The 13,227-nt window shown below is 45.3% G+C and carries 16 protein-coding genes, 2 tRNA genes and 1 pseudogene; 9 read left to right on the top strand and 10 right to left on the bottom strand.

Features of this window, described 5'->3' with window-relative positions; translation table 11 throughout:
* Window positions 1–34: 34 nt before the first annotated feature.
* Window positions 35–640, bottom strand: a complete 606-nt coding sequence (locus RRV97_RS02440; RefSeq protein ID WP_315612225.1) for a CoA pyrophosphatase — start codon at window positions 638–640, stop codon at window positions 35–37.
* 175 nt (window positions 641–815) lie between these two features.
* On the opposite strand from RRV97_RS02440, the gene RRV97_RS02445 reads away from it, so the two are divergent.
* From RRV97_RS02445 to RRV97_RS02475, 7 genes are all read left to right on the top strand, one after another.
* A complete protein-coding gene (locus tag RRV97_RS02445; RefSeq protein ID WP_315611863.1) occupies window positions 816–2,678 on the top strand; it encodes a tetratricopeptide repeat protein in 1,863 nt (620 codons plus the stop codon).
* 56 nt (window positions 2,679–2,734) lie between these two features.
* Window positions 2,735–3,319 (top strand): lipoprotein insertase outer membrane protein LolB, encoded by a 585-nt coding sequence (gene lolB, locus RRV97_RS02450; RefSeq protein ID WP_315611864.1) that lies wholly within the window; start codon window positions 2,735–2,737, stop codon window positions 3,317–3,319.
* Window positions 3,320–3,327: 8 nt separating this feature from the next.
* Window positions 3,328–4,176, top strand: coding sequence for a 4-(cytidine 5'-diphospho)-2-C-methyl-D-erythritol kinase (ispE, locus tag RRV97_RS02455; protein ID WP_315612226.1), 849 nt, complete (start codon window positions 3,328–3,330; stop codon window positions 4,174–4,176).
* Between the two features lie 5 nt (window positions 4,177–4,181).
* Window positions 4,182–4,257, top strand: a tRNA-Gln gene (locus RRV97_RS02460).
* An 11-nt stretch (window positions 4,258–4,268) separates the two neighbouring features.
* A tRNA-Gln gene (locus RRV97_RS02465) sits at window positions 4,269–4,344 on the top strand.
* 176 nt (window positions 4,345–4,520) lie between these two features.
* Window positions 4,521–5,504, top strand: a complete 984-nt coding sequence (locus RRV97_RS02470) for a ribose-phosphate pyrophosphokinase (protein ID WP_107831933.1) — start codon at window positions 4,521–4,523, stop codon at window positions 5,502–5,504.
* A 65-nt stretch (window positions 5,505–5,569) separates the two neighbouring features.
* A complete protein-coding gene (locus tag RRV97_RS02475) occupies window positions 5,570–6,142 on the top strand; it encodes a 50S ribosomal protein L25/general stress protein Ctc (protein WP_049349632.1) in 573 nt (190 codons plus the stop codon).
* A gap of 151 nt (window positions 6,143–6,293) precedes the next feature.
* Here the strand turns inward: RRV97_RS02475 and hscB are convergent, their stop codons facing one another.
* On the bottom strand, window positions 6,294–6,794 hold the full coding sequence (hscB, locus tag RRV97_RS02480; protein ID WP_315611865.1) for a Fe-S protein assembly co-chaperone HscB: 501 nt from the start codon (window positions 6,792–6,794) through the stop codon (window positions 6,294–6,296).
* Between the two features lie 82 nt (window positions 6,795–6,876).
* Between hscB and RRV97_RS02485 the strand changes: the two are divergent.
* Window positions 6,877–7,099: pseudogene (locus RRV97_RS02485) on the top strand (alternative ribosome-rescue factor A).
* Here RRV97_RS02485 and iscA read toward each other — a convergent pair.
* The 8 genes from iscA to iscR all read right to left on the bottom strand — a co-directional run bounded on the left by iscA (window position 7,059) and on the right by iscR (window position 11,696).
* Window positions 7,059–7,379: an iron-sulfur cluster assembly protein IscA gene (iscA, locus tag RRV97_RS02490; protein ID WP_003680782.1), complete on the bottom strand. Its 321-nt coding sequence runs from the start codon at window positions 7,377–7,379 to the stop codon at window positions 7,059–7,061. The pseudogene RRV97_RS02485 and the gene iscA overlap by 41 nt on opposite strands.
* A gap of 66 nt (window positions 7,380–7,445) precedes the next feature.
* Window positions 7,446–7,691 carry a recombinase RecA gene (locus tag RRV97_RS02495; protein ID WP_070849877.1) on the bottom strand — a complete coding sequence of 82 codons (246 nt, stop codon included), beginning with the start codon at window positions 7,689–7,691 and terminating at the stop codon, window positions 7,446–7,448.
* A 262-nt stretch (window positions 7,692–7,953) separates the two neighbouring features.
* Complete coding sequence (gene iscU / locus RRV97_RS02500; protein ID WP_003674559.1) at window positions 7,954–8,340, bottom strand: Fe-S cluster assembly scaffold IscU; 387 nt, start codon at window positions 8,338–8,340, stop codon at window positions 7,954–7,956.
* A gap of 66 nt (window positions 8,341–8,406) precedes the next feature.
* Window positions 8,407–8,535: a hypothetical protein gene (locus RRV97_RS02505; protein ID WP_003685711.1), complete on the bottom strand. Its 129-nt coding sequence runs from the start codon at window positions 8,533–8,535 to the stop codon at window positions 8,407–8,409.
* Between the two features lie 116 nt (window positions 8,536–8,651).
* Window positions 8,652–9,107, bottom strand: coding sequence for a hypothetical protein (locus RRV97_RS02510; protein WP_315611866.1), 456 nt, complete (start codon window positions 9,105–9,107; stop codon window positions 8,652–8,654).
* Window positions 9,108–9,228: 121 nt separating this feature from the next.
* Window positions 9,229–9,918, bottom strand: a complete 690-nt coding sequence (locus tag RRV97_RS02515; RefSeq protein ID WP_315611867.1) for a hypothetical protein — start codon at window positions 9,916–9,918, stop codon at window positions 9,229–9,231.
* 65 nt (window positions 9,919–9,983) lie between these two features.
* On the bottom strand, window positions 9,984–11,198 hold the full coding sequence (locus tag RRV97_RS02520) for an IscS subfamily cysteine desulfurase (RefSeq protein ID WP_315611868.1): 1,215 nt from the start codon (window positions 11,196–11,198) through the stop codon (window positions 9,984–9,986).
* Window positions 11,199–11,249: 51 nt separating this feature from the next.
* Window positions 11,250–11,696 (bottom strand): Fe-S cluster assembly transcriptional regulator IscR, encoded by a 447-nt coding sequence (gene iscR / locus RRV97_RS02525; protein WP_003746476.1) that lies wholly within the window; start codon window positions 11,694–11,696, stop codon window positions 11,250–11,252.
* Between the two features lie 358 nt (window positions 11,697–12,054).
* Between iscR and RRV97_RS02530 the strand changes: the two genes are divergently transcribed.
* Window positions 12,055–13,227, top strand: a complete 1,173-nt coding sequence (locus RRV97_RS02530; RefSeq protein ID WP_070838113.1) for an alpha-hydroxy acid oxidase — start codon at window positions 12,055–12,057, stop codon at window positions 13,225–13,227.

The raw sequence follows: 13,227 nt of genomic DNA on the forward strand, positions 1-13,227 counted from the left end.
GGCCGTCTGAACATTGGTTTCAGACGGCCTTGCCTTATTTAAAAGCTTGGCAATATTGCTGATAACGTTCTGCCAGCCCGTATAGGATGATTGCGGTCAGCCCCCAGATGTCGTAGTGTTGGAAAGGCAGGGCGGGGAGGGTGAGGGTTTGATTGTTGTGATGAAGTTGACGGAATGTATAGTTTTGCAGGTTTAAGGCACAATCCAAAGGCAGATAAAAAATTTCTGCTACTTCGTCGGGGTTGGCTTTAGGGTTGACGGGCTGGACGCAAATTGCCGGAACAGGTGTAACACGGTAGCCGGAAGGCGTGTCATAAAAGGGTAGCGGCGCAAAAGTTTGCCATGCAGTAATCGGAATGGCGGTTTCTTCATAAGCCTCTCTTAACGCCGTTGCCGTTAGGCTGTCGTCTTGGGCATCTTTGCGGCCGCCGGCAAAGGCGATTTGTCCTGTGTGCTGCCTTAAGGTCTCGGCCCTTTTGGTCAGTAAAATTTGCCACGTTCCTTCATGCAAGACAATGCCGACCAAAACGGCTGCTTCTTTGACCGTTTTAGTGGTAACTAATTGATTGCGCTCTGCTTGCATACGGCTGCTGAAGCGTGAAGCTTGAGTTAGGAAATGGATAAGGTGGTCGGTATTTATCTTTGGCGCTGATTGTTTTATGCAGATGAGGATTACACAAGGTTTACGGTTACCGTGTCAACAAAATAGGGTGCGTGTGTTACAGTTATGCCTGAATGATAAATAAAGCTTTGCATCTGTTCTGCAAGTGCTTAGGCCGTCTGAAAATGTCGGCAGGTTCTCAAAAAGGATAGTTATGTTGTTTTCCCCATCCCGTATTCGAGTAGCAGCTGCGGCTGTCATGATGTTGTTTGCTACACAAACTTTTGCCGCGCCCGGCGATTCAAAGGCTGTTTTTGAATCGGCTAAGATTATCAAAAAGAAAAGCCGCGCCGACCGTTTTTCTCCTGAAGAGCGCGAGCAGGAACGGATACGTCTGTTGGGTATACAAAACCGCACATCGCAGGTTTTTACTTTGTTAAATTCAGAATTGGCCCTGCAAAAGGGCGATGCGGCTTCTGCGCTGTTTACTTATATTTTGACTTTGCATCGCACCAAATCTCCCGAAGTGGCCGAACGCGCTTTGGAAATGGCAGTTTCGTTAAACGCATTTGAACAGGCTGAAGCCATTTACCAAAAATGGCGCGAAATCGAGCCGGAGCCTGGTGAAACACAAAAGCGCATGACTTGGTTGCGCAATTTGCTGCTGGGCAAAGCCGATAAGAATTTGAGCGGATTGGACAAGGTGATTGCTGGCGGTAGCGAAGACGAGCAAAAGCGCGTGTTCCTGCTTTTGGCACAAACCGCAGCCCAACAGCTGAATCTGACCAGCGATGCGGTCAAACAAGTGCATAAAACGGCATTGAATTATAAAGACTTTCCAGAAGCGGCGATTGCGGATGCAATTTTTAGTGCAAAAGGCGGTCAAAAGAAACATGCCATTGCCGCATTGCAACGCTTGGCCAAGTTGGACAACGAAATTCTGCCGCCGACTTTTGTTACCCTGCGTCTGATGGCGCAACGGCATCCTGATATTCTGGACGGCTTCTTCAAAGATACAGACACCAAAACCTTATCTCCGATTTGGCAGGAGTTGGACATCGCCAATTTGATCGCCCATGGCCAAAATGATAAGGCATTTAAGCGTTTGCAGACTTTGTTGGAAGAAAATCCCAACCCTGATTTGTATATTCAGGCCGCCTTATTGTCCGCCAGCAAGACGGAAAATATTTCTGCGGTAAACAGCTATCTGGAAAAGGCTTATAAAGCCGGTACGGAAGAGCAGCGCAGCCGTGCAGCGTTGATTGGTGCGGTTTCTTATAATGATGTTGAAGAATTGGCCAAAGCCAAACAATGGCTGGATAAGGTAACGGCTACGGCTTATACGTTTGATAAAACCATTTTGGCTGCTTCCATCGAAGCCAAACAGGGTAACCATAAAGAGGCTTGGGCATTGGTACAACGCGCACAAAAAATGCCCGAGCAAAGAGGACGTTATTTTGAAGCTAAGGATTTGTTGAGTACGGCTTTGTTCGTATTGTCTAAAAATACCAATCTTCAAGAATCGTTGAACGCTTTGAACAGCTTGGTAAGTTCCACCGAAAAATCCTTGAAAACTCAAGCTTCTCCGGAGTTGCTTGCCAATGTGTTGTATCAGCGTTCGATGGTGTATGAGAAGCTGAATCAGCCAGGCAAGGCGATTGCCGATTTACGCCGTGTGGTAGAGCTGTATCCGGACAATCCGCACGGTTGGAATGCTTTGGGTTATACCTTGTTGTCCAACGGCAAGGATTTGGAAGAAGCGTTTAAAATGGTTCAGACGGCCTATCAAATGGAGCCGGAAAGCGCAGCCATTAATGATAGTGTAGGCTGGGCATACTATCTTAAAGGCGATGCCCAAATGGCTTTGCCGTATATCCAATATGCCTATGAAAAAGAACCTGAAGCCGAAGTCGCCGCGCATTTGGGCGAAGTTCTATGGGTACTTGGCGACCGAGACAAGGCCAAAGAAATCTGGAATGACGGCTTGAAACGCGGAAGCAATCTCCGAGTATTGAAAGAAACAATGTCCAAATTTGGTATAACGCCCAGCAAACCGCATACTCAAAAACACAAATAAAACCAAAAGGCCGTCTGAAAAGCGTTTGATTTCAGACGGCCTATGAAGGAATATCCATGAATTTAAAACAATTATCATCGGTTGCAGCCTTATTGCTTTTGGCTGCCTGTGCGCAGCCAAACTTGCCTCAGCAAAACAGTTGGCAAGCTGCCGAGCAGGTGCAGGATTTTAGCGCAGACGGTCGGCTGGCTGTCAAAGTGGAAGGCAAAGGCTCTTATGCCAATTTCGACTGGACTTATCAGAACGCGGTTCAAACCATTGATGTCAATACACCGTTGGGTAGTACCGTAGGCCAGCTGTGCCAAGACAGCGAAGGCGTATTGGCAGTAGACAGTAAGGGTAAGGTTTATCAGGCGGAAACAGCTGAGGAATTGAGCAGACAGCTTTTGGGCTTTGCTTTGCCGGTTCAATATCTGCATATTTGGGCAGATGGTAAACGCGTTGCCAATGCGCCATACAAAATCCTGCCTGATGGCCGTCTGGAACAGTTCGACTGGACGATATCGCGCACATTAAATAGTTCAGGACAGCCCAAAACGCTACAACTTGAAAATGCCAAGTTTAATATCCGCTTGGTGTTCGACACGGTAAACTACTCTTTAGATAAAAATGGACAAACCCGATGCGCAGCACGCAAATAGAGGATGCCATGTCTGTTTCAGAGGAAATCCAAGCCTTTCCTGCCCCGGCCAAATTAAATTTGGATTTGAGGATTACCGGCCGCAGGAGCGATGGTTATCATAATTTGGAAAGTATTTTCTGTTTGATCGGCTTATATGATACCGTTCATCTGAAAATGCGTACCGATGGGCAAATTATTCTACATACGCCGGTTGAAGGGCTTAAGCCTGAGCAAGACTTGACTTATCGGGCGGCTAAATTATTACTGCCCTATGCAAGCGTACCGCACGGCGTCGAAATCTGGTTGGATAAAGTGATTCCGACCGGCGGAGGATTGGGCGGCGGCAGCTCCGATGCAGCCACGGTCTTAATGGTTTTAAACCAATGGTGGCAATGCGGCTTGAGCAGGCAGCAACTCATTGATTTAGGCGTAAGTCTTGGTGCGGATGTTCCTTTTTTTATTTTTGGCAGAAGTGCTTTTGCCAAAGGCGTGGGCGAGAAGCTGGCTGAAATAGATGTTCCTAAACAATGGTATGTTATCGTTAAGCCCCCCGTCCATGTGGCAACCGCTAAAATTTTTGCACATGAAGGCTTGACACGGGATTCCAAACCCAGCATAATGCCGACTTTCCAATCGTTACAGCCGTTTCAAAATGATATGCAGGCGGTTGTATTTCAGGAATATCCTGAAGTTTGGAAGGCTTATGTTGAGTTATCCCAATATGGTCATGCATTAATGACCGGTTCCGGGGCATGCTTATTTATGGCATGCGAATCTCATCAAGAAGCAAATACAATTTACCAACAGGTTTCTCAATCATATGAAGCTTATTGTGTGGAAGGATTAGATATTCATCCGCTATATCATATGATTTAGTAAGTTGGGGAGTCGTCAAGCGGTTAAGACACTGGATTTTGATTCCAGCATGCGAAGGTTCGAATCCTTCCTCCCCAGCCAACACCCTTTATTGGGGAGTCGTCAAGCGGTTAAGACACTGGATTTTGATTCCAGCATGCGAAGGTTCGAATCCTTCCTCCCCAGCCAAATAAAAGCGTGTAAGTTTTCTTACACGCTTTTTTACGCTAAGAGCAAAATAACGCTGAAAAACTTTTTTTTACCCGTCTTTACGCGTATAATCGCGAAATTAGTGTCTTGGACATAGGGCAAAGGGAAGCGTAATGTTTTCTGAGCGTAAATCAAATCTAGAATCAGGTGAAGATATGGCTGCTTATGACAGTTTAATGGTGTTTACCGGTAATGCAAATCCGGAATTGGCGCAACGCGTTGTCAAACATTTGGATATTTCACTCGGCGAAGCCACCGTTTCCAAATTCTCAGATGGCGAAGTGGCCATTGAATTGCTGGAAAATGTGCGTGGTCGCGATGTGTTTATTTTGCAACCTACTTGTGCGCCTACCAATGACAACCTGATGGAAGTTTTGACTATGGCCGATGCACTCAAACGTGCTTCTGCCGGTCGTATTACCGCTGCGATTCCTTACTTTGGCTATGCGCGCCAAGATCGCCGTCCACGCTCTGCCCGTGTACCGATTTCCGCTAAATTAGTGGCGAACATGTTGTACTCAGCAGGTATCGACCGTGTGTTGACTGTTGACTTGCATGCCGACCAAATTCAAGGTTTCTTTGATATTCCGGTAGATAATATTTACGCTACCCCGATTTTGTTGAACGACATTAAACAGCAACGCATTGATAATTTGACCGTCGTCAGCCCCGATATCGGTGGTGTTGTACGTGCGCGCGCTGTTGCTAAATCTTTAAATGCTGATTTGGCCATTATCGATAAACGCCGTCCTAAAGCCAACGTGGCTGAAGTGATGAACATCATTGGCGACATTCAAGGCCGTACTTGCTTGATCGTAGATGATATGATCGATACGGCAAATACTTTGTGTAAAGCAGCCGTTGCCCTGAAAGAGCGCGGTGCAGATCGTGTATTGGCATACGCCAGCCATGCAGTATTCTCCGGTGAAGCAGTGAATCGAATTGCTTCTTCTGAAATTGACCAAGTAGTTGTAACAGATACGATTCCGTTGTCTGAAGCAGCTAAAAAATGTGAACGCATCCGTCAAGTAACTATTGCCGGTTTGCTGGCTGAAACGGTACGCCGTATCAGCAATGAAGAATCTGTCTCATATCTTTTTAATGAAGAAGTGATGACAGGCAGCATGTTGCTGCCATAACCCCATGTCGTCTTAAGCTGGTCGCGGCCGATGACGACGATTTTATCTAAATTGGAGTATTAAACATGACTTACGAAATTCAAGCCTCTGTACGCGAAGCCCAAGGCACTGGTGCGAGCCGCCGCCTGCGTCGCGAAGGCCAAATCCCTGGTATTCTGTACGGTGAAGGTCAAGAGCCTGTTGCTATCGCTGTAGACCACAAAACTGTATTCTACGCATTGGAAAAAGAATCTTTCCATACCGCTTTGATTAAACTGTCTCTGAACGGTGAAACCAAAGACGTTATCGTGCGTGACTTCCAAATGCACCCATTCCGTCGCGAAGTTCAACACATCGACTTCCAAGCTGTGAAAGCCGATCAACCTGTACGCATCCGCGTTCCTCTGCACATTGTTAATGCTGAAAACTCTCAAGCTGTTAAACTGCAAGGTGGTCGCGTATCTCTGTTGAACACTTCTGTTGAAGTAATTGCTTTGCCTGCAAATATTCCTGCTTTCTTGGAGTTGGATTGTACATCAGTAGTTGCCGGCGACATTCTGCACTTGTCAGACATCAAACTGCCGGAAGGTGTTGAAAGCGTTTCTCTGAAACGTAATGAAAACCTGGCTGTTGCTACTGTTACCGGTAAAAAACGCTAATCGTAGTGAATATAAGAAAACCGTATCAGATAAATCTGATACGGTTTTTGTTTGATGTAAGTGGCGATAAATTCAAATAATGGAGATAAATCCAAAGTATCTTATAAAGTCATTTGCTATAAAACTTGGGTATAGCGTAAAGCGATACGCTTTATAAGATTGAAGCAATTTCTTTGCGAAGCTTATTAAGAAAGCGTCCATGCCGTACCCATTGTGCAGCCGATTCATAATCCTGCTGTTCAAATGCTTGTTGCAAGTCTTGATATAGGCTGCTTTGTGCATTTTGGATTTCTTGATCCAATGCTCGGACGGCATCATGATTTTGTTCCATCTGAGCATCCATTAATGTTTCCCGCCATTCCATTTGCTGCATGAGGAATTCCGGAGGGAAAGAAGTATGTTCAGGTGCGTCAGCATCAATACCTTGCATTTTCAACAGGTACGCAGCGCGGTCGATGGGATTTTTTAAGGTACGGTAGGCATCGTTGATGGTGGACGACATCATCACAGCCTGTTTTTGCTCGAAGGCGGATGCTGAAGCGAATTTGTCAGGATGGAAGCGGGCAGCCAAGGCGCGGTAGGTTTGCTCCAAGTTTTCGGCGTCGATATCGAAAGCGGGTTCAAGCTGGAAGAGTGTGAAATATTGAGACATAGCGGGATAATTAATGTGAAATTTTCGGCAGAAACCTGATTTTGCCTTATAATCCGCTGATTCTTAATCAAAAGGACTGAATATGAGCAGTAAAGTACAACACAATAAAGGCAAAATACGCGACAATGCTTTAAAAGCCTTAGTGAAATCCGATTTGTTCCAACACAAGGTGGAACGGAAAAGAAAAGGCAAAGGCAGCTTACAACAGGCAGGAAGCGAAAAAATGGCGGGACGGTTTTGATACTGTCCCGCCATTTTTATGTCTTAAACGTGGAAGCTCTCGCCGCAGCCGCAAGAGTCTTTGACATTCGGGTTTTCAAATTTGAAACCTTCCTGCAAACCTTCTTTGGTGTAATCGACTTGAGTGCCGTCCAGATAAACCAAGCTTTTCGGGTCGATATAAATGCGCGCGCCGTGTTCTTCAAAAATCAGGTCGTCCTCGTTCGCTTCATCGACAAATTCAAGGTTGTATGCCATACCTGAGCAGCCGCTGGTTTTCACACCCAAGCGCACGCCCAAGCCTTTGCCGCGTTTAGTCAGGTAGTTATTGATGTATTTGGCTGCGTTTTCTGTGATGGTAATCATACTTTTTTCCTCATTTCGCAATTATTTTCTGTTTGCCAGTTTTTATTTCAGACGGCCTCTTGATTTTCAGGCCGTCTGAAAACGCTGTTTTGCCCACTCTATTGCAGCGGCAATGGCAGCTTTTGCTTGCGGACTGTTTTTCCAACAGGTCGAGCCGGTCAATTTTTCGCCCTGTTCCAAAACGTTGTCCAAATCCGCTGCTGCCAGCGTGGCGACATCATCCAAACCCATTTGCTGCAAACGCTGCAATACGGTTTTGCCTATGCCTTTGACGGCAAGCAGGGATTGGGCTTCTTCATCGGTAAAAGGCATATCGTCTTCTTTGATTTTGCAGGTATAACGACTAAATATAAGCCTGCGGCTTATCTCCCTAACCCTCTCCCACGGGGAGAGGGGATAGATTGGCAGGCAGCCTCAAATTTGGCGGCAACTTCAAAAGGATTAAGTTTCTGCGCCCTCAATTCACCCTGTCTGTTTAAGAGAGAAACAAACCGTTATGTTTGCTTTTCCTGAAAACTCTAAGACTTTCAGAAATCCTATGAACGTCTGCCGACAAAACACCAACCGAATCGGGTTATTTGTTTTCCTGACGTTTACGATAGTCGGCAACAGCTGCTTTTACCGCATCTTCAGCCAAGATGGAGCAGTGGATTTTTACAGGTGGCAATTCCAATTCTTCAGCGATTTCGCTGTTTTTGATTGCCAGCGCGTCATCCAGACTTTTGCCTTTGACCCACTCGGTAATCAGGCTGGAAGAAGCGATAGCGGAGCCGCAGCCGTAGGTTTTAAATTTCGCATCTTCGATGATACCTTCGTCGTTCACTTTGATTTGCAGGCGCATGACGTCGCCGCAAGCGGGCGCGCCGACCATGCCGGTGCCGACAGACTCGTCATTTTTGTCGAAAGTACCGACATTGCGGGGATTTTCATAGTGATCGATTACTTTATCGCTGTATGCCATGATGTGGTTTCCTTAATGTTTTTAATGGTGTAAATGGTTTGTTTGCTGATATTCAGACGGTCTGAGTTAGATTTTGCACGCGCCGCCTTCGCAGCCCTCATCATTCTCTGAATCAACGCCGCCTTCTACGGTAACGCCGTCAAAATCTTCGAGCAGGTTGTCGAGATTGTCCAAATCTAAATCTTGTTCGTTCATGGTTTTACATCCTTGATTTTCATGTGGTGGCTTTTAGGTCGTCTGAAAAGGTCTTTTAGGGCTTTCAGACGACCTTTTTTGATTTTTATGTACAATGGACTAGGTAAGTTTTTTAATTATTTATAATTTGCACTTAATTCCAAATTATGTGCAGATTGCAGCAACATTAAAGCTTCCCTTGCTTTATTTGAAATAATAACATTAGACAAATTGGCACACTTTTCATAAAATTTAGCATCATGTCTTGTTATATATTTAGTTTTAGTATCTTCAGGGAAAAAGTTAATTTCTTCTTGAATATAATTAGCAAAAATATTTGATAAACTTCCATACATATCAGGTATAAATTCAGCTAGTGTAAGATAAACATCACTAACACTAATTCCCGTTACATTACTGATGGACATAAAAAACAACTCAATATTATCTATGGATTGCATAATCCAAAAGTCAGGTTCCTCATCATCACTATCATTTTTATAAAGCTGAATATATAACTCATTAGTCGGTTCATCATATCCCCAAACACTTCTATCATCAAAACCAGGAATATCTGCAATACATGGCAACATAAAAAATCCTTTCTTAATTAATTTTATACAAACAGCACTAGGTAGGTTGGGTTGTTAAACCTAACATTTCAGTTGGGTTGATAGGCTTGTTGGCTTTTCAATCTAATTAATATTTACTTACTTATTTTCCATTTTTCGCTCTATTCCACTCGCCTTTTAAATAAGTTCTCATTTTATTCCTAAAAGGCTCAACCCCTTTGTAATAGAAAGTATTTGCATCAAAATCATGTTTTTCCTTAATTTCTATCCCTACTTTACTCACATCCACTTTAAATTTTTTAACCTCATTTTTTAAATTATGAATGGATTCAATAATTTCTTTGTTAGAAACGGTATTCAAACTATCTGATTTGGTACCATTTTCAAAATAAAGTAAAATTAGATTATATTCATAAAGCAAGTTATGCCATTTCTCTTCTAATTCTTTATGTTCATCTGTACTAATTTTTGAGCCCTTTCCTTGCTCATATTTCTCTTCATATAATGGACGTATTATTCTTCTACATTCATAAGCAGTGCTGATATATCTTGCTGCTAAATCTCTAACAGCTTGTATCCACTCTATCCTAGCCTTAGCAGTTATATTAGCATCAATAGTTTTTTGATTAGTAAAAAACTGTATAACCACAGAAAACAATGCTATTAATGCTGCAATACTAGCCCATTGAAAATTTCTTTTATCATCAAAAAATATTTGGGTATTAAAAAAATTGAATATATAAGGACATAATAATAATGCGATTATTATGCGCTCTAATTTCAATTTTTTATCTTCACAAAAAAAATTTTTTAACCAATATAAATTGACCATTTTGTAATATTTCTAACTTTCTGAAACGCGAACAAACTGTCCGCGCTTCATTTTGCTCAATCCAATCAATGCGCTGCCCATTCAATCGAGTTCAAATCGATACCTTCTTTAAACATTTCCCACAGCGGCGACAGTTCGCGCAGTTTGCCGATTTTGGATTTAATCAGTTCGGCGGCGAATTTCACTTCTTCTTCGGTGGTCATGCGGCCGAAGGTGATGCGCAGGGATGAGTGCGCCAATTCGTCGTTGCGGCCGAGTGCGCGTAAAACGTAGCTTGGCTCAAGGCTTGCGGAAGTACAGGCGGAGCCGCTGGATACGGCAAGTTCTTTCACTGCCATAATCAGGCTTTCGCCTTCGACGAAGTTGAAGCTGACGTTCAGGTTGTTCGGGGCGCGGTGTTCGAGGTCGCCGTTGATATAGACTTCTTCGATACCTTCGATACCTTTGAGGAAGATGTCGCGCAGTTTGCGGTAGTGCGCCATGTCTTGCTCGAGTTCTTCTTTAGCGATGCGAAAGGCTTCGCCCATGCCGACGATTTGATGGGTTGGCAGGGTGCCGCTGCGGAAGCCGCGTTCGTGGCCGCCGCCGTGCATTTGGGCTTCGAGACGCACGCGTGGTTTACGGCGTACATACAGGGCGCCGATGCCTTTAGGGCCGTATACTTTGTGGCCAGACATGGACAGCAAATCAACTTTGGCGGCTTCAACGTCGACAGGCACTTTACCGCAGGCTTGGGCGGCATCGACGTGGAAAATGATTTTGCGTTCGCGGCAGATTTCGCCGATGGCGGGAATGTCTTGTACTACGCCGATTTCGTTGTTCACCCACATTACGGAAACGAGGATGGTGTCTTCGCGGATGGCGGCTTTCAGTACGTCTAAATTAACCAGGCCGTTTTCTTGTACGTCCAGATAAGTTACTTCAAAACCTTGGCGTTCGAGTTCGCGCATGGTGTCAAGCACGGCTTTGTGTTCGGTTTTGACGGTGATGAGGTGTTTGCCTTTGGTTTTGTAGAAGTTTGCCGCGCCTTTGATGGCGAGGTTGTCGGACTCGGTCGCGCCGCTGGTGAAGATGATTTCTTTGGGGTCGGCGTTAATCAGGGCGGCGATGTCGGCGCGGGCTTTTTCGACGGCCTCTTCTGCTTCCCAGCCGAATGCGTGGCTGTTGGAAGCGGGGTTGCCGAAGGTTTCGGTCAGGTAGGGAATCATTTTTTCGGCAACGCGTTTGTCAACGGGGGTTGTGGCGGCGTAGTCGAGGTATACAGGGGTTTTGACGGTCATGGTTTGCTCTTTCGTTGGGTCATCTGCCTGCGGTCTTTGCCGTAGGTCGGTTTAATGAATGTGTGTAAAGGTAACGACATGACTGCTGTCGCTGCAGTTTTTTTGTTCAATGATGCTTTGCAGCGTAACGCCGCTGAGGTAATCATTGATGGTTTTGTTTAAGTTTTCCCAAAGGTCATGGGTCAGACAGGGGGCGCCGTGGTGGCAGTTTGCTTTGCTGCCGCACTGCGTGGCATCCAGTCGGTCTTCGGCTGCGGAGATGATTTGTGCAATATTGATTTGCTCTGCGGGAGCGGCAAGGATGTAGCCTCCGCCGGGGCCACGTAGGCTTTCAACCAATCCGGCACGGCGCAGCTTGCTGAATAATTGTTCGAGGTAGGAGAGCGATATGCTTTGTCGTTCGCTGATGGCACTGAGTTTGACAGCGCCTGTTTGCGCGTTCATCGCCAAATCTATCATGGCGGTTACTGCAAATCGCCCTTTGGTAGTCAGTCTCATGGTGTGGTTGCCTGTGTGGGGCGTTTTTATTAGTGGAGGAATTGTCTAATATCTGAGTGTTTCAGTCAAGTATGTGGCGGCTCGGTTTGATTGTTTGTTTAAATGGTGGCATGGGTTGATTTTTAAATCGGAAAATATTTTCTTTATTTTTCTGTAATTTGGATTTGAGGCCGTCTGAAAAAAGGCTATCAACCCTACAAATATCAGGGTTAAAATGTTTTGATTTAATATTGATAGTGATATAGATTATCAAGATTATTCTTAAAATTTAGTTGTTTTGATGGAGTAAAATAATGAGGTGTTTGAAATGTTCAGACGGCCTTGACCATCCATCTTTACTTAACAGAGGCAATCGACAATGAAATGTGATTTAAGCAAAATAACCTGTATCGAAGACTTGCGCCTTGTTGCCAAACGTAAAATGCCGCGTATGTTTTATGACTATATCGATTCAGGCTCTTGGACAGAAACCACTTATCGTGAAAACACTTCGGATTTCAAAGACATCCGTTTCCGCCAAAAGGTATTGGTTAATATGGAGGGGCGCAGTCTCGAAACCAAAATGATTGGGCAGGATGTGAAAATGCCGGTAGCGATTGCGCCGACCGGTTTTACGGGCATGGCGCACGCCGACGGTGAAATTTTGGCGGCGCGTGCGGCGGAAAAATTTGGTATTCCGTTTACGCTTTCAACCATGTCCATCTGCTCGATTGAAGATGTGGCTGAAAACACCAGCGCGCCGTTTTGGTTTCAGCTTTATGTGATGCGCGACCGCGAGTTTATGGAAAACCTGATTAAGCGTGCGAAAGATGCCAAATGTTCGGCCTTGGTTTTGACTGCCGACTTGCAGGTTTTGGGTCAACGGCACAAAGACATCAAAAACGGCTTGTCTGCCCCGCCGAAGCCGACCATTGCCAATTTAATCAATTTGGCGACTAAGCCGGAATGGTGCATGAAAATGCTGAACACGGAACGCCGCACCTTCCGCAATATTGTCGGACACGCTAAAAACGTCGGCGATTTGTCTTCGCTGTCTTCGTGGACTTCCGAACAATTCGACCCGCGCCTGAGCTGGGACGATGTGGCGCGTATTAAAGATTTGTGGGGCGGCAAGCTGATTATCAAAGGCATTATGGAACCTGAAGACGCGGAAAAAGCAGCGAAAAGCGGAGCGGATGCATTGGTCGTTTCCAATCATGGCGGCCGTCAGCTTGATGATACCGTATCCGCCATTAAAGCTTTGCCTGATGTGGTCAGCGCCGTGGGCAGCGATATCGAGGTTTGGATGGACAGCGGCATTCGCAGCGGTCAGGATATTTTGAAAGCTTGGGCTTTGGGTGCGAAAGGCACGATGATAGGCCGCGCGTTCCTGTATGGCTTGGGTGCATACGGTGAAGAAGGCGTAACCCGTGCGCTGGAAATTCTGTATAAAGAAATGGATATTTCCATGGCGTTTACCGGCCATCGCAATATTCAAGATGTGGATTCCAGCATTTTGCGTTCTACGCGTTGGCATCAAGATGAGTTTTAA

The organism is Neisseria sp. DTU_2021_1001991_1_SI_NGA_ILE_055 (assembly GCF_032342915.1).
Classification (GTDB): domain Bacteria; phylum Pseudomonadota; class Gammaproteobacteria; order Burkholderiales; family Neisseriaceae; genus Neisseria.